At 47.9% G+C, this 23,627-nt stretch carries 19 protein-coding genes; 7 read left to right on the top strand and 12 right to left on the bottom strand.

The annotated features are described in order from the left end of the window. Window positions 1-107 precede the first annotated feature (107 nt). Window positions 108-1,070, top strand: coding sequence for a glucokinase (gene glk / locus ACL2XJ_RS27090; protein WP_413725157.1), 963 nt, complete (start codon window positions 108-110; stop codon window positions 1,068-1,070). 188 nt (window positions 1,071-1,258) lie between these two features. Here glk and ACL2XJ_RS27085 read toward each other — a convergent pair whose 3' ends face one another. Then, window positions 1,259-1,993 carry a LytR/AlgR family response regulator transcription factor gene (locus tag ACL2XJ_RS27085; protein WP_203523615.1) on the bottom strand — a complete coding sequence of 245 codons (735 nt, stop codon included), beginning with the start codon at window positions 1,991-1,993 and terminating at the stop codon, window positions 1,259-1,261. A 36-nt stretch (window positions 1,994-2,029) separates the two neighbouring features. Beyond that, window positions 2,030-3,697: a LytS/YhcK type 5TM receptor domain-containing protein gene (locus ACL2XJ_RS27080; protein WP_413726981.1), complete on the bottom strand. Its 1,668-nt coding sequence runs from the start codon at window positions 3,695-3,697 to the stop codon at window positions 2,030-2,032. Between the two features lie 487 nt (window positions 3,698-4,184). Between ACL2XJ_RS27080 and alaC the strand changes: the two genes are divergently transcribed. The 3 genes from alaC (at window position 4,185) to iraP (ending at window position 7,160) form a co-directional block, all read left to right on the top strand. Beyond that, the gene (gene alaC, locus ACL2XJ_RS27075) at window positions 4,185-5,426 is read left to right on the top strand and encodes an alanine transaminase (protein WP_132927097.1); all 1,242 of its coding nucleotides are present in this window, start codon (window positions 4,185-4,187) and stop codon (window positions 5,424-5,426) included. Window positions 5,427-5,614: 188 nt separating this feature from the next. Continuing rightward, the gene (locus ACL2XJ_RS27070) at window positions 5,615-6,448 is read left to right on the top strand and encodes a CPBP family intramembrane glutamic endopeptidase (protein ID WP_413725156.1); all 834 of its coding nucleotides are present in this window, start codon (window positions 5,615-5,617) and stop codon (window positions 6,446-6,448) included. Window positions 6,449-6,857: 409 nt separating this feature from the next. After that, on the top strand, window positions 6,858-7,160 hold the full coding sequence (gene iraP, locus ACL2XJ_RS27065) for an anti-adapter protein IraP (protein ID WP_413725155.1): 303 nt from the start codon (window positions 6,858-6,860) through the stop codon (window positions 7,158-7,160). 176 nt (window positions 7,161-7,336) lie between these two features. Here the strand turns inward: iraP and azuC are convergent, their stop codons facing one another. After that, window positions 7,337-7,420, bottom strand: a complete 84-nt coding sequence (gene azuC / locus ACL2XJ_RS27060; protein ID WP_132928064.1) for a stress response protein AzuC — start codon at window positions 7,418-7,420, stop codon at window positions 7,337-7,339. Window positions 7,421-7,597: 177 nt separating this feature from the next. Beyond that, on the bottom strand, window positions 7,598-8,077 hold the full coding sequence (locus tag ACL2XJ_RS27055; RefSeq protein ID WP_413725154.1) for a carboxymuconolactone decarboxylase family protein: 480 nt from the start codon (window positions 8,075-8,077) through the stop codon (window positions 7,598-7,600). A 248-nt stretch (window positions 8,078-8,325) separates the two neighbouring features. On the opposite strand from ACL2XJ_RS27055, the gene ACL2XJ_RS27050 reads away from it, so the two are divergent. Further along, complete coding sequence (locus tag ACL2XJ_RS27050) at window positions 8,326-8,667, top strand: hypothetical protein (RefSeq protein WP_413725153.1); 342 nt, start codon at window positions 8,326-8,328, stop codon at window positions 8,665-8,667. A 441-nt stretch (window positions 8,668-9,108) separates the two neighbouring features. Here ACL2XJ_RS27050 and ACL2XJ_RS27045 read toward each other — a convergent pair whose 3' ends face one another. The 6 genes from ACL2XJ_RS27045 to ACL2XJ_RS27020 form a co-directional block, all read right to left on the bottom strand. Further along, entirely contained in the window at window positions 9,109-9,474 is a 366-nt protein-coding gene (locus ACL2XJ_RS27045) for a GtrA family protein (RefSeq protein WP_203523607.1), read from the bottom strand. 281 nt (window positions 9,475-9,755) lie between these two features. Continuing rightward, window positions 9,756-11,003: a formyl-CoA transferase gene (gene frc, locus ACL2XJ_RS27040; protein ID WP_413725152.1), complete on the bottom strand. Its 1,248-nt coding sequence runs from the start codon at window positions 11,001-11,003 to the stop codon at window positions 9,756-9,758. 92 nt (window positions 11,004-11,095) lie between these two features. Next, on the bottom strand, window positions 11,096-11,533 hold the full coding sequence (locus ACL2XJ_RS27035) for a PAS domain S-box protein (RefSeq protein ID WP_413725151.1): 438 nt from the start codon (window positions 11,531-11,533) through the stop codon (window positions 11,096-11,098). Window positions 11,534-11,538: 5 nt separating this feature from the next. Continuing rightward, window positions 11,539-12,816 carry a formyl-CoA transferase gene (gene frc / locus ACL2XJ_RS27030; protein ID WP_413725150.1) on the bottom strand — a complete coding sequence of 426 codons (1,278 nt, stop codon included), beginning with the start codon at window positions 12,814-12,816 and terminating at the stop codon, window positions 11,539-11,541. A 19-nt stretch (window positions 12,817-12,835) separates the two neighbouring features. Further along, window positions 12,836-14,581, bottom strand: a complete 1,746-nt coding sequence (oxc, locus tag ACL2XJ_RS27025) for an oxalyl-CoA decarboxylase (protein ID WP_413725149.1) — start codon at window positions 14,579-14,581, stop codon at window positions 12,836-12,838. Window positions 14,582-14,635: 54 nt separating this feature from the next. Continuing rightward, window positions 14,636-15,958, bottom strand: a complete 1,323-nt coding sequence (locus ACL2XJ_RS27020) for an OFA family MFS transporter (RefSeq protein WP_132927117.1) — start codon at window positions 15,956-15,958, stop codon at window positions 14,636-14,638. A 535-nt stretch (window positions 15,959-16,493) separates the two neighbouring features. Here ACL2XJ_RS27020 and ACL2XJ_RS27015 point away from each other — a divergent pair. Continuing rightward, window positions 16,494-17,390 (top strand): LysR family transcriptional regulator, encoded by an 897-nt coding sequence (locus tag ACL2XJ_RS27015; RefSeq protein ID WP_132927119.1) that lies wholly within the window; start codon window positions 16,494-16,496, stop codon window positions 17,388-17,390. Window positions 17,391-17,486: 96 nt separating this feature from the next. On the opposite strand, the gene ACL2XJ_RS27010 is transcribed toward ACL2XJ_RS27015, so the two are convergent. Next, entirely contained in the window at window positions 17,487-18,071 is a 585-nt protein-coding gene (locus tag ACL2XJ_RS27010; protein ID WP_413725148.1) for a S1 family peptidase, read from the bottom strand. Window positions 18,072-18,722: 651 nt separating this feature from the next. Then, window positions 18,723-20,540, bottom strand: coding sequence for a glycosyl hydrolase family 28 protein (locus tag ACL2XJ_RS27005; protein WP_413725147.1), 1,818 nt, complete (start codon window positions 20,538-20,540; stop codon window positions 18,723-18,725). A 357-nt stretch (window positions 20,541-20,897) separates the two neighbouring features. Between ACL2XJ_RS27005 and ACL2XJ_RS27000 the strand changes: the two genes are divergently transcribed. Continuing rightward, complete coding sequence (locus ACL2XJ_RS27000; protein WP_413725145.1) at window positions 20,898-23,588, top strand: hypothetical protein; 2,691 nt, start codon at window positions 20,898-20,900, stop codon at window positions 23,586-23,588. Window positions 23,589-23,627: the final 39 nt, after the last annotated feature.

The following is a 23,627-nucleotide window of genomic DNA, read 5'->3' as shown; positions in this document are numbered from 1 at the left end:
ACATATAGCAATGGTTATTATAACTGGTATCATTATTTTATTATTTATACTTTTTGTCCGACGTTTGCCCTACGGCAATGTGCAAAGTAAGTGGAGCCTTGAATATAATGACTAAATACGCCCTGGTGGGTGATGTCGGCGGGACAAATGCCCGGTTGGCGCTGTGCGATGTGGACAGCGGGGCAATTTCCCATATCCATACCTATTCTTCCCAGGAATACAGCACCCTTGAAGCCGTGATCCGGCACTATCTCGATGCGCAGAAGGTTGCCGCCGCCGAAGCCTGTATCGCCATTGCCTGCCCCATTACCGGCGATCGGGTGGAGATGACCAATAATTCCTGGACCTTCTCCATCAAAGAGATGAAAGCGAACCTCGGTTTCGCGCTGTTGGAAGTTATCAATGATTTTACCGCCGTGTCGATGGCGGTACCGGTCTTAGGCGAGGCCGATGTGGAACAATTCGGCGGCGACAAGCCCCGGCCGGGACCGATCGTGGTCTATGGCGCGGGTACCGGGTTGGGCGTCTGTCATTTGCTGCGTCAGGACAAACGCTGGATAAGTTTGCCCGGCGAGGGTGGACATGTGGGTTTTGCCGCAGGCAGCGACGATGAAATCGCTGTTCTGACCCAACTGCATGCCGTACGGGGACATGTTTCGACCGAACGGGTACTGTCGGGACCGGGCTTGGTGAATATCTACCGCAGCCTGATGTCCGCCGAGGGCCGGACTCCGGAAGATTTACGTCCATCGCAGGTTACCGATCGGGCCATTGACGGCGCTGATGCCGACTGTCGCCGCGCGTTGTCGGTATTCTGCGAAATCATGGGCCGCTTCGGCGGGAATCTTGCGCTGAACATGGGAACCTTTGGCGGGGTGTATATTGCGGGCGGTCTGGTGCCGCGCTTTAAGGATTTTTTCCGCGCGTCCGGGTTTCGGGCGGCTTTCGAGGATAAGGGCCGTTTCAAAAGTTATCTGGCCGCCATTCCGGTTTATCTGATTACCCATGAGCAGCCGGGCCTGCTGGGTGCCGGCGCCCATTTGCGGCAATTGATGGGCAGCGAGCTTTAAAGCGCCCGGCCTCCCTTTAACACGATCGTTGCACGTTCGGTGATAGCGGGCCTGGCGTGCCATGAGGCGCTCGGTCGGGCGGAAAAAAACGCCCGATTCGACCTCATTGGCGCGCTCTCCCTTTAACACGATCGTTGCACGTCCGGTGATAGCGGGCCTAGCGTGCCATGAGGCGCTGTCTGCTTTATTCACAACCGCATCAGCTGGCGGAAGGCTTTGACCTTGCTTCTGCTCACCGGCACCTCAAAATCCAGGTCGTTTAACCGTAGCAGATAGGTATTGTTAAACCACGGGACGATTTCGCGAATTTTCGTCAAATTCACCACGTAAGATCGATGACAGCGGAAGAAAAATGCTTCCGGCAACCGGGTGCAAAATTCGGTGATCACCATCGGCATGGTGAAAATTTCTTTACGGGTATACACCAGCGTCACTTTTTCCTGTGCCGCGGCATAGTAGATGTTATTGATATCGGTAACAATAATACGTTCGTCTTTTAGCAAATTTATGGAATGGCGGTCGGAAGAGGAATTGTTACTACTGGGGAGCGTAGCGGCGGGAGCGGCAAGCAGCGCTTCCAGTTTCTGCAGCATGGTGACAATGCGCGATTCTTGATAGGGCTTGAGGATGTAATCGAAGGCCTCCAGCTCAAAAGCTTCCACTGCATGTTCTTTATAGGCGGTAATAAAAACTATCTGCGGCTTATGAATGAATTTGCTGATGCTTTGCGCCAGCAAAACGCCATCCAGAGAGGGAATATTGATATCCAGAAAAATCACATCCACTTCATGGCCCTGTAAATACCGCAGCACGTCCAGGCCGTCTTCAAAGGTGGCTTCAATGGTCAGACTGCTGTGTTTACGGATGAGATAGCTCAATTCCTCCTGCGATAAGAACTCATCTTCGACAATAACGGCTTTCATACGGTTTCGCTTTCTCTGAACAATAAATCCCGGCTGTCAGGCGGCCAGCTTATTGCTTTTATGGGGAATGTAAAACCAGATTTCAGTGCCTGGTTCAAGACGGCGGATATGGAGACCCTCGCCGTATAATAACGATACGCGATGATGCACATTCAGCAGGCCGATTTTTTTACCCGGTAATTCGTTGCGCTTCACCTGTTCAATCACCTCTTGGCTGATGCCGTTGCCGGTATCCTTCACCGAGATGCGAATACGTCCGCCGTCTTCTCTGACGGAAATCACTACTACCCCTTTACCTCGGCAAGGCTGTATACCGTGGACGATAGCATTTTCCACCAAGGGTTGGATCAGCAGACTGGGAATAGAAAAAGACAATTCCTCGTCAATATCGTAAATGATGCTCAATTTGCTGCCGAACCGCGCCTGCTCAATGGCGACATAATCCTGGATTTGATAAAGCTCCTTTTTGATATCAATCTGGGCATCATTAAGCTCCAGGTTATAGCGCAGATAACGTGAAAGATTGATAATAAGCTGGCGGGCAGTATCCGGATTGATGCGGATAGACGATGAAATGGCATTCAGGGCATTAAACAGGAAATGCGGATTGATTTTGCTTTGCAACGCCCGCAGCTCAGCCTGGTCGGCCATTTCCCGCAGCTGTTCGATGCGGGAAACCTCAATTTGGGTCGAGATGATTTGCGACAGGCCGATGGCCATAACCTTCAGGGAATTGGTGATCTGATGGGCATGGCGATAATAAATTTTCAGCGTACCGGTCACGACGCCTTTTTCCCATAGGGGAATAATGATCAGAGAATGTATTTGCGGAGTGCGTTCCGCCTCATCATTATTCTTGATGGTGATTTTGCCGCTCTGGATACTCTCTTTGGTCATATCGCTGATGATTTCATGGCCGATGTTATAAAATTCGGCGCCAACACCGACATAAGCCAGAATATTGTGCTCATTGGTGATGGCCACTGCGTCGGCCTTGATATCGGTGCGGATGATATCGCAAATGGTATTAAGGGATTCACTGTTGATATGTCGGAAATAGGGTAATGTTTTGTTGGCAATATCCAGGGCCAGCTTGGCCTGCCGCGCCGCAATCACTTCTCTTTCGTCTTCCACCCCCTGCACCAGCAGCACAATCATGCCGATACTGACGCCGCCCAGAATCATCGGCATCGCAATTTTTGATACGATATCCAGCCCCAGCGACATCGGCTGTGCCCACAGCACCACCAGCAGCATGGTCAGGCACTCGCAGAGCATGCCGCCGATGATGCCGATCCCCCAGCGATGCTCTTTAATGATTTTTAATTTGATGTAGCCGGAAACAAACCCCGCCACTACGCTGCTGATAAGGCAGGGGACCGACGTGGGACCATTGATATCAATGAGATAACGATGTACACCGGCAATGATGCCGGTGGTAATGCCGACCCAGGGGCCGAACAGGATACCGCCGGACATGACCGCGATAATCCGTACGTTAACCAGCGAGCCTTCCACATGGATACCGGAATAGGTGCTGAAAATCGCGAACAGGGAAAAGATGGCGGTGACCGCCAACAATTCCTGGCCGGTATGCTGCTCTTTTTGCAATAGCTGCCGAAATTGACGGGTTCTGGTCAATAAAAACAGACAAATCAACATCAATGCCGCGCGTTCATAGACCGCCAGCAGCATATCAAACATCTCTTTCACAACCTCGTCCCGCTCATCTAACAGTACTGCCGCTACTATAAGCAAAAGGCGGTCAATGTTCCAGCCGCGCCGTCCCGGGATTCGCGTGAGGAATATATAATTGAGGAAACTTGAGTAAAATAAAGAGGAAGCCTATTTTCCCCAATTATGCTTTAACTAGAGTGAGTTAGACGCTGAAAAGAGGAAATTATGCTGTCTGTGATTGAGTTTTCTACCTCTTTTAATGTCCGCGCTTTTGTATCTACAGCGCAAAAAGTTTCCCTTAACCGCTAAACAAAGCATGTTCGACAATAAAGCCGGCCTTAACCGGTATCTTAGTTCTGCCCCGGAGAAAGAACCGCCGACGAATATTCTCTTGTACCGACGCGGAACGGTTATCCATTGTATTGCCGCTGATTCTGGGATAGGTTTTAACCAGACCTTAAATAGGGTCAGCGTCGCTCGGATGGTCCGGGCGCTAACGTACATTGAGGAAATTATGGCCGAATCCGGTTCACCACGGCGTTTTACACGCATCGATCGTCTCCCCCCTTATGTATTTAATATCACTTCCGAGCTGAAAATGGCGGCGCGCCGTCGCGGTGAAGATATTATCGATTTCAGCATGGGCAATCCCGACGGGCCGACACCGCCGCACATCGTAGAAAAACTCTGCACCGTGGCTCAGCGCGAAGATACCCATGGTTATTCCACCTCCAGGGGCATTCCGCGTCTGCGGCGGGCAATTTCGCGCTGGTATGGCGATCGCTATGGGGTGGAGATCGATCCTGATAGCGAAGCAATTGTCACCATCGGGTCGAAAGAGGGCCTGGCGCACCTGATGCTGGCCACCCTTGATCATGGCGACACGGTGCTGGTGCCCAATCCCAGCTACCCCATTCATATATATGGCGCGGTGATCGCCGGCGCGCAGGTACGTTCCGTACCGCTGGTGGAGGGCGTGGACTTTTTCCGCGAGCTGGAGAGGGCCATTCGTGAAAGCATTCCCACCCCGAAAATGATGATCCTCGGCTTTCCCTCAAATCCCACCGCTCAATGCGTCGAGCTGGATTTTTTCGAGCGGGTGGTGGCGCTGGCGCGCCAGTATGGGGTCCTGGTGGTCCACGATCTGGCCTATGCCGATATTGTGTATGATGGCTGGAAAGCGCCTTCCATTATGCAGGTACCGGGCGCCAAAGAGATTGCGGTGGAATTCTTTACCCTGTCAAAAAGTTACAATATGGCGGGGTGGCGCATCGGGTTCATGGTGGGCAATGCCGAACTGGTCAACGCGCTGGCGCGCATTAAAAGTTACCACGATTACGGCACCTTCACACCACTGCAAGTGGCCGCCATCGCCGCGCTGGAAGGGGACCAGCAGTGCGTGCTGGATATCGCCGAACAGTATCACCAGCGCCGGGACGTGCTGGTGCGCGGTCTCCACGAGGCGGGCTGGATGGTGGAGAATCCCAAGGCCTCCATGTATGTCTGGGCGAAAATCCCGGAACACTATGCCGCCATGGGTTCGCTGGAATTCGCCAAAAAATTGCTGTCGGAGGCCAAGGTCTGTGTCTCTCCCGGGATCGGTTTCGGTAATTACGGCGATACCCACGTCCGGTTCGCCTTGATTGAGAACCAGGATCGTATCCGGCAGGCGGTGCGGGGCATCAAAGCCATGTTCCGCGCCGACGGGCAATTGAAACCCAGCTCCGCCAAACATGTCGCCGATCAGGCATTATGAGAATACTGGAACCGGGCTATGCCCGGTTGAGCCTTTAGATATTCCTGCTAGACTTCAGCTCATCAATATAAAGAATTCATTACGCAGAAATCCGGCTCGTAAAAGCACTATTGCCGCCCGGTTTACAATTCATCCCACATTATTGACTATTCCGCTTCGTTTTTTATTATTTTATAGGATGCAATGCTATGTGGGTACTTCTGGCCGCCGCACTCACCTGCGGAGTCTTCCCACGTTTGGATCGGCGAATCACCGCGGCTGTTTTTTTCACGGCCTTGCTCCTGGCGGTGTATGAAAAGATTTTGGGCTGGCCGGCGATACTGGCGCTGATTTTCTTCCAATTGACGGCAGCGGCTAAAAGTTTTTTCCGCAGCAGCCGAGCATTCACCGTCGGCGGCGAAGCCCTTCTTTTACTCGGCAGTCTGGGATTGTTTATGCACCTGTTCCCAGGTTTTCATAATCCCCGCGTTGTCGACAATATAGCCATAGGTCCCTTGAGCGCCCGATTCAGTTTGTATCTCAATATTGATAAAGCATTGGTGCCGGTCTTGCTGCTGGCATGTATGCCCACATTGTTATCAAGACCAGTGCCGACGCATCCACGCTGGTTTTATTGGGCGGGACTGGCACTGAGCATATTTGCCTTGCTCTGCCTGGCGACCCTGCTTGGCGGGCTTCGTGTTGAGCCCCATTTTCCCTCTTGGCTGGGTTGGTTTATCCTGTCCAACTTTTTTTTTGTCGCCCTGGCGGAAGAAGCATTGTTTCGTGGTTATCTGATGCAGCGTTTACAGGACTGGACTCATAATCCCGCCATTGCCCTGGGCGTATCGTCGCTGCTATTCGGGTTGGCGCATACAGCCGGCGGCTGGATGTTGGTACTGTTTGCCACCCTGGCCGGAGTTATTTATGGTTTGGCCTGGTTATGGAGCGGCAAACTCTGGGTTTCGACGTTGTTTCATTTTCTGCTTAATCTGATACATCTGTTATTTTTTACCTATCCTTTTTATCGGCCCGGCGGATAAACTTTTGTTAAATTTATAGCGTCATATAACATCCCCCAGACCATCTCATTGCCCAAGCGATCACTTTTCCCGGCCGGAAGAAACCCTTAGAAGCGAATCGTCAAAAACTCGCCTGGAGATAGCTCCTTATCGCTGGCGCTCTTTAATCCCGGCTGAAAAGTTGTTTCGCAGAAAGAATGATTAAGGAGATGTTATTACATAAGATAAATTAATGTTTAGTATGATTGCCAGCAGAGTTTCATCTTCGCGAAAGGGAGCGGAACCGGACGGATCTAGTGATTGGGAGAGCTTTGATGTGAATACTTACAGTCCGTGGATGTGATCTTAATCATTAAAAGAGTATCATGATCAGGCTATGTTTGGGTTGTGACAGTGTCGTTACCGCCTTTTTTTTTTCGAGAAATATAATATGCAAAACCTTGTCATTGATATCCTGAGAAAATTGGCGAAAGTTGATGCCGCTACCAAGGATTTGATAGCGCAAGTAGAGGCTCAGTCCCTTCTTTTAGCCGCGTTAATGCTAACCGTGGGTAAAGGAAGCTCTCCAGTAATGGCGACCAATATTGAAAAAGCCATACTGTCCGCTGCCAGCGCCAGTGAAGAAATACTGCAAACGGACGTTGATTTGCTGTTGTCGCATTTTGTCCGCTTGATTTCGGTTTCGCAATTCGTTGAAGTGAATGGTGAGGAAACCAACGCCGAGAGCTCGTAAAACGGGTTTTATCCCTTAATCAAGCCATTGCGTAACGCCGTGATGGCCGGAGCAGGTTCCCCTCCGATAGACGCTTAATACTTCCGTAAAGAGAAAGTAGGCGGGAAAAAGCGGCATCAACCGGGTAGAAGCATAAAAAAAAGCTGCCGTAGCAGCTTTTTTTTATATGCGTGGTCTTAAAACATCGCGCCAGGCGGCACATCTTTTACAGTGTTAAGATATGAAGCCAGCATTTTTTTCAACAAGTTACGTAATTTCATCTGTCCAGCCCGTTTGGCAATGTAATATGAATGTTGTCTACGGCATTAATAGTATGATCTGTGTCACATAAAATCAAGTTTATGTGATGTGCATCACAATTTTTTTTGCTGTTTCTATTCATTCAGGCATGTATTTGCGGGTATCACGGGCTTTAGGAAGACTGGTGCCATTCAAAGTTAATTTAACCCGGCCTTACTCAATCCAAAGGCGGCGTCCGCTGAGCCCGGGACCGTTCTGAACGCCACGTTCAGCCGGTTCCAACCATTGATGGCAACGATTAAAAAGCTGAGATCCGACACCTCTTCTTCGGAGAGCTGCGCGCGCACCGCTTCATAGATGACGTCGCTGACGCCGTGCGTTGAGAGGGTGGTCAAGGCCTCGGTCCATTCTAATGCGGCCTTTTCCCTTGGCGTAAACAGCGTTGACTCACGCCAAATGGCAATATGGTATAAACGCAGTTCACGCTCGCCATGAATTTTCGCTTCCTTGACATGCATGTCGAGGCAAAACCCACAGCCATTGATTTGCGAAGCCCGGATGGTCACCAGGTGGCTGAATTCTTTAATGACGGGTTTGGCGGCCAGGGCCGCATTGAAGTCGAGATATTTCCCGGCAAATCCGGCCGACAGCTTGAAGTAATCTAAACGTTGACTCATATCGTTACCTATTCAAAATTTTTGTGAAGCACTGGTCTGAGAAAATCGCCATTCAAGGTATAGCGGCCAAACCAGAACTGTTTTAATGCCCAGCGCCACTATGCGGTAGAAGTAAAACGGGCAACAGTGACAAGAACTGCGTTTACGCCTGGGCCATGAATGAGTTCGATACGCCATGCTTCAAACGCGCTATCTGGCGGTTTTGCCATGGGATGCTATGATGTGAAAAATTTTCCCGGAAACCCCTTATGAAGACATTGATACTTGCATTGTTATTAATAGTCACGGCGGTGCCTGCTTTCGCCAGCGTTTCCTATACGAAAGAAAATCTCACTACTTTGTATTCAAAAGGAAAGCTTCCCAAGGTCGGTCCGGCGGTAACAATCGATGACACCGCTATGGATTTTAGCGAATGCCGCAACCAAGGGAATGAAACCTATACCTCGTCCATCGGCAACTACCCCGCCAAGATTATCATCGATTCCGGCGTACTTTATACCCTTAAACTGTGGAAAGAGAACGCGCTGATAGTCTTCAATTGCTCCAGAACGGACGGGAAAAGGACAATGACCCAGGCTGATTATCAATAAAAGAATTTTGGAAATGAATGATATTGCGGGCTACTTAAAACGAATAACCTGACTAGGGATTAAAATAGAAAATTATTATATTCTGGAAATTCATTGGATTATTTTGTTGACATCAAGGTATTATGTACAATGAAATGTCAACGTTATATCTCGGCGAGTTTTTGATATACAGACCCACCATAGAGTATGGTTTTCTTTATCATGTTTCTGCGAGCGTTTTTCTGTGCTATCAATGTAAAGCAGATTTGCATTATAAAAACGGGCTAAAATAGATGGTGAAGGAGACGAAGTAACTCGTTGATAAAATTCAAGGTTGGCAGCATCGCAGTCATCCGGTGTTCATATTTTAGGCGATTATATCAAAAGAAAAATGCCTTAACAAACCGAAATTTTAGGCAACATTATCGCTTTATCTGGGGTAATATGCCCCGATAAAACAAGCTAATCATTACTTCCTTTGAAAACGATATAATTTGAATATAAAAAACCACAAATCAAACTGAATATTGAGAACGAAATCAGCGTATATAGCCCTTGGATATTGAACGTGTCAGCGATCAGGCCGAAAACAATACTCATCAATCCCAAAAAGCCGACAAAAAGAATGTAACGTTTTATCGTCGATTTGCGCTTGAATGTGAATTTCGCGTTGGCAAAAAATGAGAACGTCACGGCGAAGGAGAAGCCGATGACGTTGCATATGGCTTGGTTGTTAGTAAACTCATGACGGATTATCGCAAAAACCGCCCAGTGTATTAACGTATTGACTATCCCAACGGATACATAACGATAAAATAATCTATTCATATCAAAGAAATAAAAAAAATAATTTACTCATTGTATCTCATTGAGAGCAAATGTCCATGGAATGTAATGGACATGGCGGGATCGCCGGTGAAGTCCTGGCTTCCATCGGCGCCGATGGCGGTGCCCGCCGGTCTGCGGGCTAAAGATGGCCAAAAGATAAAAGGGCAGTTGGAACTATCAGTGAAAGAAGGGACATTATTCATTCAAGGAACGGCGTAATCTACTTAAGCAACAAGCGACTACGCCTGCGTGGATAACCCTGATATCAACACTACACCTTATCAAATCACGTTTTTGTTGCGCAGGGCCGCCACCGCCTCGTCGCCATAGCCCAACTCACGCAAAACCTGAACCGTATGTTCGCCGCGCAAGGGCGAAGAGGTGATGTCCACCGGGCTGTCAGACATCTTGATGGGCATGCCAACCGTCGTGTATCTGCCACGCACCGGATGATCGACCTCGACGATAGTGCCATTGGCGCGCAGGGCGTCATCCTCGGCAATCTCCTTCATTGAGAGAACCGGGCTGCAGGGGATGTCATAATGGTTAAGAATTTCCATAGCCTCGAATTTTGTCTTGGTCATGGTCCATTGCTCGATGCGCCCGAAGATCGATTTCAATTTTGGCAGGCGGGCGGCGGGCGTTTTGTAGCCTTCGTCCTCAGCCCAGCCCTCTTCGCCGATCACTTTGCACACCGCCGGCCAGACCGCTGCTTGGGTGATGAAGTAGATATAGGCGTTGTGGTCGGTTTCCCACCCCTTGCATTTGAGAATCGATCCCGGCTGGCCGCCGCCGGAGGCATTGCCGGCACGGGGCACCGCCTCGCCAAAGTGGCCATCGGGGAATTGTGGATATTCATCCAGCACACCGGTACGTTCCAGCCTTTGTTGGTCACGCAGTTTGACACGGCATAAGTTGAGCACCGCGTCTTGCATTGACACCGACACTTTTTGTCCACGCCCGGTGGCGTGACGCTGGTAAAGGGCACAGACGATGCCAAGGGCGAGATGCAGGCCCGAGCCGGAATCGCCGATCTGCGCACCTGTAACCACCGGCGGTCCATCGTCGAAGCCGGTGGTTGACGCGGCGCCGCCCGCGCATTGCGCTACGTTCTCATAGGATTTGCAATCTTCATAGCGACCCGGCCCGAAGCCCTTGACCGACGCGAGGATCATGCGTGGATTGGTGGCGTGAATATGCTCCCAGGTTAGACCCATGCGGTCCAGCGCGCCGGGGGCAAAGTTCTCAACCAGCACATCACAACGTTTGACGAGGCTGTCTAACACCTGCAGGCCCTCGGGTGTCTTGGTGTTGAGCGTGATCGCACGTTTGTTGTGGTTAAGCATCGTAAAGTAAAGACTGTCCGCATCGGGAATGTCGCGCAATTGCTTGCGTGTCGCGTCCCCCTCGCCGACGCGCTCTATCTTGATCACATCGGCGCCCATCCAGGCGAGCAACTGGGTACAGCTCGGGCCGGACTGCACATGGGTAAAATCTATAATTCTTATCCCGTCCAATGCCTTGCTCATGAAAATTTCCCTCGAATTAGTTCCGTATATTCATCCGTTTTGCTCACCCTAAGAGCATGCCAAAACCGCCGGTCCGCTTAAAAAGCCGCCTTCTATGAAGGCGACTTGGATTGCACTTCGGCTTGTGCCTCGGCCAGACGCTTGCGCACTGCGCGTTCTTCACTGAAGCGGGCGGTCTCATCGCGGATGACGGCGACGATTAACGCAGGCTTGCTGTCCTCCACAGGCAGCAAAGCCACGGTGAACGCGATGGAAATAGTGCTGCCATCACGCGTTAAGGCCGGTACTTGGAGCAGTGATGTGCCGTACTTCGTGATGCCGGTATGCATGGTCTGGTCGTAGCCGGACCAGTGCCGCCGGCGTTGCCGCTCGGGAATGATAATATCGAGCGAGGCGCCTAACGCCTCGCCGGCGGTGAAGCCGAACAAACGTTCGGCGGCCGGGTTCCAGGCGGTGATGGTTCCGGAAACATCGGAAATAACGACCGCGTCGCCAATCACCGTGAGGAACTGCTCTAGAGTGAGTGCCATGGCGCTTATACTGCTTTGGATGTGTGAATGACCGCAATCTGCTCTTTCGAGTAGCCCAGTTCAGCCAGCACTTCGTCGGTGTGCTCACCCAGCAGCGGCGAGGCGGTCACTTCAGGCTTGAGATCAGAGAATTTGATCGGGCAACCGACGGTCCAATAGCTGCCGCGCACTTTGTGCGGTACCTCGACGATGGAACCGCTCGCAAGCAGTGATTTATCGTGCAGCAGTTCCTTCATCGACATCACCGGCGCGCAAGGAATACCGAACTTACCGAAATAATCCACCGCTTGATACTTGTTCTTGCCCGCGGTCAAAATGAAATTTTCAATGGCGGCAAAAATATCCATAATGTGCGGCTGACGCGCCTTCGGCGTCGTGTAGGCGGGGTCTTCCCTCCATTCCGGACGCTCTATCGCGTCGCAAATAGGGGTCCATACCAGGTCTTGTACCGTAAAGTAGATGTAAGCGTTGGGATCGGTCTCCCAGCCCAGGCACTTGAGAATCCAGCCAGGTTGGCCGCCGCCGCCGGCATTGCCGCCGCGCGGTACGACGTCCGTGAAAGGTTCATGGGGGTACTGCGGATACTCTTCCAGGTAGCCCACTTTGTCCAAACGAAGCTGGTCGCGCATCTTGACACGGCAGAGGTTGAGTACGGCGTCTTGCATGGCACAGGCGACTTTCTGCCCTTTGCCGGTCTTCTGGCGGCCAATATAGGCGGTAAGGATTCCGATGGCCAAGTGCATGCCGGTGTTGCTGTCGCCTAATGCCGCCGCCGAAATTGTCGGACCGGAATTTTCTCCCTTCCACCAGCCGGTGGTGGAGGCGGCACCTCCGGCACATTGTGCAACATTCTCATAGGCCCTGAGGTGTTCGTAATGATGACCTTCGCTAAAACCCTTAACAGAGGCGAGAATCATGCGCGGGTTCAGTTCTTGAATGTATTCCCAAGTGAAACCCATACGATCCAGCGCGCCGGGACCGAAGTTCTCAACCATCACATCACTCTCTTTGATTAGCTTAATCAGGACTTCCTTGCCTTCGGGCTTCTTGGTATCCAGCGTCAGAGAACGCTTGTTGCTGTTGAGCATGGTGAAATAAAGCGCGTCCGCATTGGGAATATCGCGCAATTGATTACGGGTTATATCACCTGAGCCAGGACGTTCGATTTTGATCACGTCCGCGCCGAACCAGGCCAGCATTTGTGTACACGCGGGGCCGGCTTGAACATGGGTGAAGTCGATGATTTTAACGCCGGCCAAAGGCAAGCTTTTATTATTACTCATAATATAATCTCCTTAGTCTTTATTTCCTGATCGCTTTAGCGGGGTTCAGGTTGGTGATGCGGCCGCTTTCGGTGCCGGCCGTCTCGTCGATAGCGGCATTAATCAGCGTCGGCTTGCCGGAGGCGATTGCCTCTTTCATGGCGTTATGCAACTCATCGGTGGTGGCGACCTGCACGCCCACGCCGCCAAAAGCCTGCATCATCATGTCGTAGCGTGCGTTCTTGACGAATACCGTGGGCGCCATATCGGCCCCGCCAGAGCCATTCTTGTCAGTACCTTTGTAAATGCCGTTGTTGTTGAACACGACGATGCACACGGGCAAGTTGTACCGGCAGAGGGTTTCAACCTCCATGCCGCTGAAGCCGAAGGCTGAATCGCCCTCAATAGCGATAACCTGATTGCCTGTCACTACGGCGCCCGCGACGGCGAAGCCCATACCTATGCCCATGATCCCCCACGTTCCCACATCCAAACGCTTGCGCGGCAGGTACATGTCCACGATGCTGCGGCCAAAATCGAGGGTGTTGGCCCCTTCGCTGACGACAATGGCTTCCGGATTGTCCTTGACTACCTCTTTCACTATGCTCAGTGCGCTCTGGAAGTTCATTGGCGACGGACGGGCAGCCAATGTAGCGGCCATTTTGCCGAAGTTTTTCGCCTTGCGGTCTGCGATGGCGCCGGTCCATTCAATGGATGGTTTGGCCCAGTCGCTGCCGATGCCGTTCAACAAGGCGCTCACGCAAGAACCGATGTCGCCTATGAGCGGCGCGTCGATGGCCACATTGCTGTCAATCTCGGTGGGAGCTATATCGATCTGTATGAATTTTTTCGGCCCTTTTTCCTGTCCCCACGTTTTGCCTTTACCGTGGGAGAGCAGCCAATTCAGGCGGGCACCCACCAACAGAACCACATCGGCTTCCTGCAAGACATAGGAACGCGTCGCGGCGGCCGACAGCTCGTGGGTATCCGGCAGCAGACCCTTGGCCATGGACATCGGTAGGTAGGGGATGCCGGTTTTTTCCACCAGCGCTCGGATATCGGCATCAGCGCGCGCGTAGGCAGCTCCCTTGCCCAGCAGAATCAGCGGTCTCTTGGCGTTTCTGAGCAGATCAAGCGCGCGCGCAACCGACTCAGGTGCGGGCAGCTGTCTCGGCGCAGGGTCTACCACCTTAATCAACGATCCGCGGCCTGCCTCAAGCGGCAGGGTTTGCGAGAACAGCTTGGCCGGCAGATCCAGGTAGACCCCGCCGGGACGGCCGGATACGGCCGCACGGATAGCCCGGGCAATACCTACGCCGATATCTTTCGCATGCAGCACGCGAAAGGCGGCCTTACACAGCGGCTTGGCGATGGCGAGTTGATCCATTTCTTCGTAATCGCCTTGCTGCAGATCGACTATCTCGCGCTCGCTTGAGCCGCTGATCAGAATCATGGGAAAACAGTTGGTCGTCGCATTGGCCAGGGCGGTCAGGCCATTCAGAAAGCCAGGGGCGGAAACAGTCATGCAGATGCCTGGCTTACCGGTCAGGAAACCCGCTGCCGCCGCTGCGTTACCGGCATGCTGCTCGTGACGGAATGATATAACACGCATGCCTTCAGCCTGGGCCATTCGCAGGAGATCGGTAATAGGGATTCCAGGCAAGCCGAAGATGGTATTGATGTCGTTCAGTTTGAGCGCATCGAGGAAAAGATGGAATCCGTCAATCAATACAGGAGTTTCAGATACTGCATCAATTTCGGTGTCAATTTCGCTGATAGAAGACATAGTGACTCTCTTTAATTTGCTATGTTATTAGGCTCTGTAATAAATCCAGGTGGTTTATGCTTTGTGCGTAAAATGCGTTGAGATCAATATTCCATCCGCTTCCTTCCAGACGGGAGGATGTTTCCATAGCGGAATGAGAATGAAACCAGAAAGTAAAGCCATCACTGAAGAGACGATAATGGTGAAAGGATGACCGTAGGTGGTAATTAAATAAGCGGATAGCACACCGCCATATATTCCGCCCAGCCCCTTGGCTGTGGCATACAACATGCCATAATTGGATCCGGAAGCGACTTCGCCATAGTAATAACCTACGATGGAAGCAAATAGCGAGTACAGCGCCCCCCAGAAGAAGATGGATATAATACAGCTGCTGATAAAGCCCGTTGAGCTGCCTGCTTCAGCAAAGAACAGCGCTACCAGCGAAAACAGGCCGCAAAGAATATAAAAAACCGTCATCGTTTTGTCGACGCCAATTTTATCAGCAATCCAACCGCCAATAACTCGGCTTAGACCGCTGGTAATGGCAATCCCAACGGTTACAACCGTTCCCGCAGTCACACTGAAGTGGAACGCTGCTGCAAATTTGATGCTATTAGAAATAAAGGTCAAACCCGCCGATGAGGCTAAAACGAAAGAGGCAACCAACATCCAGAACTGCCATGTGCGCATTGCTTCTCCCATACTGTACTGCTTGTCGCAAGGTCGTTTTGCCGTTTTGTTCTTGGCGGTCATCGACGGCGCAAATTGGTTCCAACCCTTCGGCGGATCCTTCATAAAAAGGCCGGTAATGATAATGACACCAGCGATAATCGCAGTCATAACGTAAATCACGCTAAAAAAGGTACTGTCCGGGGCACTGTCTGGTATAGCTTGAATAGGAAAAATAAAAGGAATGGCACCCCAGGAGAAAGCAGCGGATATGATGCCTATTGTGATGTTTCTATGGTCAGGGAACCACTTATTGCAGGTCGTCACCGCCGCGTTGTAGACGAATCCGCAGAAGAAACAACCGATACACCAGACAATGAGAATGATGCCATAAGAGAAAGTTTGGCCATATGCACAGATCAGAATGCCCAGCCCCGAAACGATGCCGGCGACGACAGAAACAATCTTTGGTCCAAACTTGTCGCGTAGAATCCCTCCAGGCAATGTGCCGAATGCCTGGAAAATGACAAACGTAGTAAACATCAACGAAAGTTTAGTTGGCTGCCAGCCATAGATTTTTGCAAAATGCGGCGCAATAACCGACCAGGCATATTCATAAGGGCTAATAACAGACATTGCCAGGAAAGCCAATACAAAAAGCCACCATCGGCTGAAACCTAATATTTCTTTGTCTGTACGATTCTGCGTAGTTATAGTCTCACTCATAACAGTATCTCCTAAATTAGGAAGCTTTAAAACGTAAGGTTTAAAGTGAAACACGCAAGGAAACATTCAACGAAAGAAATGACAGCTTATTCGCAGTGTGTTGCACTCAACGCTTATACTCATTAACTTGAATATGCAGTATCACGCCAGCGGAAACTGTGCTCAGCTCTACTGAATGAAACACAGGATTCTGCAAATTCCTCGATATTTATTGACCCGTTTACATAGTGAATCAGAATAGTTTGATATAACCGCGATATTTTAAATTTCCGGTTTTGAATGTTATTCAACTGTAGCGTATTAATAACAAAATGGAATCCATCTGTTACTATGGGCGCCTGTCACTGTTTTATTCATCATTTTTTCTTCTTTTGCGTTTTATTAAATAAATTTGAGAGGTGTTTCTAATAATTTTAATGATTATTTAATTAGTATCGAAACACCAAGGCTCTTCATCCTGTTTCTGGTGTTTATTAAGACCCACGGGAACCGAATGGGGAAATGTTTTTTTTTACTCTATCGATGATTTTAAATCATGAATATCTCAAACATATCTTTAAGGCAGTTACGTATTTTTTTAGCGGTTGCCGATCATCATGGCTTCAGCCGTGCGGGCAACATGCTTTCTTTGACGCAATCAGCCATGAGCCATAGTATCGGTGAGCTGGAAAATGAGCTGGGGATCCGATTATTTGATCGGACCACCCGGGAGGTTCTGTTGACGAAAGAGGGGGCCGATCTGGCGGAAGAGCTTCGCCATTTAATGGGTGAACTCGCCAACACGCTGTCTAATGCCCAGCGCCGGAGCGAGCGGCACCGTGGACTGGTGCATGTGGCCACCAGCCCGACTATCTCCGCAGGAATTATGCCTGACTGCATTACGCAGGTTGTGGAAAATTATCCACAAATCAATTTGATAATACATGATCAGGTGCAGCAACAGACTTTACAGATGGTGGTGAATGGCGAAGTTGATTTTGGTGTGATTATCGAGCCTTCCGTGCCCTCAGATCTTTACACCGAGACATTCATGGAGGAACCCTTTTGTCTGGTGCTGCCTGAGACCCACGAGATTGCGCGTCAGAAACAGGTAAATTGGAGTGACTTGCAGAATCAGGAGCTGGTGTTACTGGATTATGCCTCCGGTAGCCGGCCCTTGATCGATAATGCGTTGATTCGTCATGGCGTCACTCCCCGAGTCATTCAGGAACTGGGACATGTAACAACAATATTTCGTATTTTGCAGTCAGGTATCGGGGTTTCGGTCATCCCGCAACTGGCTTTGTCATCCCTTGAAGGGTCCGGCCTGGCCACGCGTCAGCTGTGGCCATTGGAGAACCGGCGCCTGCAGCTGGCGCGCCGGCGCAATCGTTCGCTCTCCCCGGCGGCGACTGCGGTATGGACGTTAATCCAGAATTGGTGCCAGACCTGAGACGGCAGCTCCCTGACAATCAATAAGGGATGTTTAGCCGGCTTAAAAAAAAATGGGTCATGGTCGGCCCAAATAGACCCTGGAGAGTCATCTGCATCAGCTACGTGTTTCCAAGCTGACCCAGCGGGCAATCTCCTGATAAGGAACAAATATGGTTTGATTCCTTTGAGGATGCGTTGCGGTAAATATTCCCACCACCTTGCCATCATCCGCATAAACCGGACCACCGCTCATACCCTGTATGCCGCCCGCGCTACTGAGAGCAATGTAGCAGCTCTGTTTTGGCTTGTCCCACCAGCCAAACGCGGCTATAGCGCCTGAGGACGAAGTGGGCTCGGTGGTATACGCGTTATAGCCATACATTTTGACATGCTCTCCCGCAGCGGCTGGAGCCAATTGGGGAATGGACTTGCCATGATTGTCCTGATAGATCAGCGCCACGTCGCACAGAGGATTGTAGGCTTTAACCTCTAACATCATTATCCTGGCGACATGACCCGCTGTCAGACTGTAATTTTCCGTTATCGGGAAACTTGAACCCACCGCGCCGGCCAGAAGCGGGATGCCAATGAAGTGTAAATCTGCTTTTTCCTCGGCCTGTTTGTCAACGTGGTATTGCCCCACGGCGCTACAAGCTAAAAGCGTTTGGCTCATAAAGACGATCATCAGAGTCTTGGTCATATCAAGAACCTTTAGTCAGAAGCGAATGTATAACCGGTTGATAATCGGCCTTTATCGGCGTTTTATCTTTGTAACCGGAAAGCGAATACAGGCTGTAACAAAGGTCATCCAGACTCAGTGGCTATAGTTGGGAGGGACAAAGGGGTTCTTTATTGCCGAACTTCTGTCAACAGGGTCAGGCTCATTGTTATCCAAACTCGACCGCCGTTGCTGCACTGGGTCCGGCCCGTTAAAGATAGCTGAGATTTGTATGATGTAGCAAAAAAATGATGAAATTTTAATCAAATTTCCGTCTTTGCAATCTTGGCGCCCTCTTTTAAAACTGAATAGATAATTATGGCTTTAAAATTCTCATTTTAATATTGGCTATATTTTCCGAAAAATGGTTTTGCTTCAAGGGTAGATTCTACCCAATTATTTTCAGTAAACTGACCTTTAGTTCAGTTCTCGCGAAAATGTTAAATTAATAGTCTCCTGTCGTTAATTTTAAATTAACCTAAAAAGAGATATTCATGATTACGCATAAAGTACCAGAAGTTAAAATTTCGCAGACGATGAATCCGATAAATTTTTCATTTTATAGCTGTTAAATAACTCAGGCCAGGTTAGGCCCAAGTTTGAGAAATAACACATGTACACTGATATATGCGATTAGGATAATGTGAACTGTTTCCACAGACTCCATGTAGTCCCATTATAGACACGGGTATAAATAGAGTCTCCATTACTACCAGATGTTCCGTAACCGTATAATATTTGCCTAGTGCGGTAGCTGTTAGACACATAATATCCTATTGCGGTAAGAAACCAAGTCCCGCTTTCAGTTGGCGCATTGGTTGGTGTTACCAATATTCTACCTAGCGTAGTTTTATATAATTTGTTTAGATCTAACCCATTTTCTGCGGGTGCTCCATCAGCGAGGCCAAAATTGGGTAAAGGAATTTCTTTAACTATCAATCCTGCTCCCCTGATAACGTTTGAATTACCCCCTCCATCTGTATTAAGTCCGGCATAGGTAGTTCCATCATCACCATCGAGGATCCCTTCCGATAGGATCAGATCGGTGCAGTTTACGACCCTGGCACCTCCGCCAGTATTCGAGGAAAACAAACCAGCGCCGCAATTGAGACAAAACGGTTTTATTACAGACCTTGTTACTCCATTCAATTGCAGACCATACCCATTCGAATTGCTGCTTATATATTTGGCATATATGCGGCTGCAATTAAATATGCTCACTCCTTGGTAGGTTGCATTTGATACATCAGATGAACCCTCTGCCTCTCCTGCAACATCTTGGCAATTAGAAATATAAATACCATGTGCTTGAGTGCTATGGACCTGAATATCATGAAGCCTTAGTTTTGTCACGCCTGAAACATATAATGCATGACTAAAAGCATTACCCCTCACCTTACTTATAAAAATATTATTAATAACTGAGTTTGTACCATACTTAATGACTCTGATAACATCCCTAGCAATGGTGTCATTGGCAGTCTTTACGTCGCTAATATCGAGATTGCTGCAAGGCATGGATGCATACGTTCCTCCAGGCGCTTCCTCATTATAAATGACAACAGAAGCAAAATCAGATTTACCAACGATACGACGAATTGTTATGTTTTTTGTCCCAAGGTATTCAGAGGTGATACCAACACAATCGTCGCCGGAATCAATATCTGCACGATCAACGACTACATTTGTTCCGTCCAAAATATGAATTCCATCGCGTCCCCCTGGTAATCCTCTACCGCCTCCATAAATTGTGGTATCGTATATTCTTACGGTCATACATGTTTCAATAGAGAGACACCAATCAGCAGAGTTTCCCGCACGACATTCTTTCAAGTATAACCCTTCAACGTTAATAAATCTTATAGTGCGTGTAGAATTTTTTGTCGTAATGGCTGCGCTTACACCACCATCTACATCTAAACCTGTAATAGTTATATTCGTTGTATTAGATGATTTCAGGAGCGTTATAGGAGTATCTGGAAGCGTAAATAATCCGCCACCATCAGTAGCATATATATTTGTACCGCTAGTCAGATTCCACGTGCTGAGAACCTGATATTTTCTCTGGAGGATAAGCACTCGGTTATTCTCGACAGCATAGGCATTCGCTCTTGTCAGTGCTGGTTGCCAATCATTGCCATCCGCTGTTTGATAATAAGCGTCAGGATAAATAAACAGGTCCATTAATTTCATAACTGAAGTGGCAAATATATCAATACCTCCTAGCGCATCCCGCAATCTTCCCACATCAGTACTTAACGAATTGCTTATGGCGGGAAGCTTTAGTCCAAGCTGCTCTGTCGTATCGTCCGTTATCGAACCGCTTGCCCGCCCGCTCCAAGAGGAATTGTCAATTTCATCCTTGTCATACACATCCAAATTCTCCCGCGCCGTGGCGGCATCGCTTACATCTGACAGATTATTGATATCTAGCAAAGGAATACCTGGCATGATTTTTCCTTACTCAGTAATCATTAGGAAACCTAACGATATTCTCATTGAAGGATAAAGTGATTGAGGTGGGAGAAAATCAGAGTATGTCTTAGCGAAAGGGTTAAAAAAAAGGCCAGGATAGGGCCCAAACGTCCGCAGCAAATGGAACCTAAGGGAAAGGAGCTCATCATGCCGAAATAGATAAATTTCTTTATTTCTCAATGCGTTGCGTTTAAATGTAGTTTTATTGCTTCACAAATCCTACCCGGTGGCATAGCCTGTAATTATATACAGTAGTTCGTATATGACCACAAAGCAAAGCGTCTTCCAGTGGGAGGCTTTGCCTTCATTGACAGTACCATTTGGAGGTAGGTTATGCCAACATCGATATCAGTCACCGGTGTGATCCCGACATCTGAAGAATACAGTGATCTCGTTACTCAAGAAGAATTAACAGCCGCTATTGGCGCGTTTTCAACGGAACTGTCATCATCTAGCGGGGGAACGTTAGTCAATACCAGCACCGGCACGGTAGAGGAGCGATTTACGGCAGATGAAGCCAGAATAGTGCATAATTTGGCTCCAAGCGCAACGGACCCCGCAACGGCAATCGAAGGAGATGAGTTTTTCAGCACAACGGATAACGTTTATAAAATCTATCGTTCCGGGGCCTGGGTTGTTAATGACTCCGCAGCATTGGCACTTAATTTAGCATCAACTACAGGGTTATCTTTTATTGGCCAGGTAGACAGCGTTGCAACTTTAAGAGTAACAATATCGACATCGGGTACCAGAATATCTCTTGCATCCTATTTTCCCGGACTGGAATGTGGTGGTGGAGAATTTATTTATACGGCCGACGCAACATCGGATGACGACGGAGGTACTATTTTTAGGGTAAACGATGATTATATCTGGAGGAGGGCACTAAAATCAGCAATAAATGCAACATGGTTTGGAGTCACCGGTGATGGGGTAGATAGGGGAATATATGTAAAAGCCGCATTTGATTATATTATAAAAAAGGGTGGAACTCTTATTTTTCCGAAAGGGACTGTTAATTTAGGAACAATGAGATATGTTACTACAGCAATGAATGGTCCTTCATTTATAATTACAGGTTATGGATGTAAAATTATTTGGGAAAATGTAGATCCAATACCGATAGATATTACAACCACTAACTATTCAAGTGAGACCGCTTTACTATTTTTTGGTGCTGATCCTACAGGTTATGGACGAGGTGATTATTTCCCTTCCTTCATTATTGAAGGGTTTACCTTTGATTATTCAAATCAGGCTAATAAAGGCGGTAATACTTATGCAACAATGGGTGTTGGGCCTCACCCAACCCCTTATAGTTGTGGCACGACTATGTTAGATATATGGGGTAGTTCATACCCTATTGTACGTAATTGTACATTTCAAAATTGTTGGGGAAATGCCTTGCGTTTCCGAAATTGCAATGGCCCCTATGTTTATAATGTATTGGTTAAAGATGTTGCGGCTAATGAATTAATTAATCGTCTTACTAATACATTAAAATCCGATTCATTTGGCAGTGGTTGTTTCATGTGGGGATGTGCTAATGGTAAAGTACAAAATTCACAATTTATAAATACGAAAGTGTATATCTGTGATCCTTCTATTGTTTCTCCTGAAACAGGAGCTGTTATTAATGGAACTTTAGTAGGATATATAGGATGTTATGCAGAATATCCAATGGGAGTAAGTAATAATTCCAAAGTACCCCCTGGAATAACTACTGTAACTGATCCTTCTGGCGTGTTATTAAAAGATGCGGATACAACCCAATATGTTACATTTGAAAATGTGTCTGTGTCTGGATACGTTCTAGGTATAAAAAGTGAAAATACTACAAGTGTTAAAGTGTTGAATTGTATTTCTACTAATTGTTATTTGCCATTAATAAATGCGTCAAATATGTTCGTACAAGGTGGAATTTTTGATAAAGCTGAATGTTCTTATAAAATAAATCCACAAGGAGGATATTATTTTCAAGATTCTACCGTTGCTAATGGTTCGTTTAGTGGTAATTATCCAAATTCAATATTTATTATGGATGGAGCAACAATTACATGTAGGCATGCCCATGCTATTGTAAATTCTAAAGGACATAATAGAATAACCAATTGTAGATTTAATCTGTTTGATCAAGCAACTCTGTGTGATCAATTAACAACAAATACAATTTATTTGACTGAATTTGTTGGTAATACAATAACATTTAATGCCGATATGGTTAATACTACTGGACATATAAGAATTACTAATACTGATGTGTTGAGAATGACCAATAATACGTTCATAAATCTTGGCACTACAGCAATGCAACTCGGCACTAATGATAGTGGTGGTAACCTATGGAACGTTGATAATAATCAATATTCTGGTCCCTTTACAATTAACTTCAATGGTCAAATTAAAAGCATAACATTTAATTCTAATGTATTTCACAATGTTGGGTCAGTCACTTTAGGCGGCCAACTTCATGCGCAATTAAATGGGAATACATGGGCAGCACTACCGGATTCATTTATGGTGGGAGGGGGTCATCCTATTTATATGAATTCTTTACAAAATTTTGAAATATCATATAATGTTGTCTATAGAAATCAAGATATTGCTGCCGGAGGTTTAACTGCTCATTATAATTTTATAGCATGCTTTAATAATCCAAGTCGGTTTGGTAGCATTACACATAATGTTATTAACAATAATGCAACTACATTTGGTCTTCGTTTAATTTCGGCATTATTAGAAATATGCGATATTAATAATAATCGTTCTGACTCTACTACTGCACCAATGGTAAGTTGGGGTGCATGTAAAGGACCAATCAATATTAAAAACAATGGTTGGATTGTGGGAAATCCCTCCACTGATTATAATAAAGTGGCAAATTTATCAACTTTTTATCTACCCCATAAAGGAGATGTTGTAAATTATCTATTGCCTACTGCAAGTGGAATTATCGGTATTGTTTGGGATGGTACACAATGGTTAAGCTCTGGTACAGTTGGTTCAACAGCAATAACTTCATAATGGAGATTAAAAATGACTTATAAATTTAATGAAAGATGA

The organism is Sodalis sp. RH16 (genome assembly GCF_047324245.1).
GTDB lineage: Bacteria > Pseudomonadota > Gammaproteobacteria > Enterobacterales > Enterobacteriaceae > Acerihabitans > Acerihabitans ligni.
Note: the sequence above shows the minus strand (reverse complement) of the source record. Positions and strands in the feature narration are given on the sequence as shown.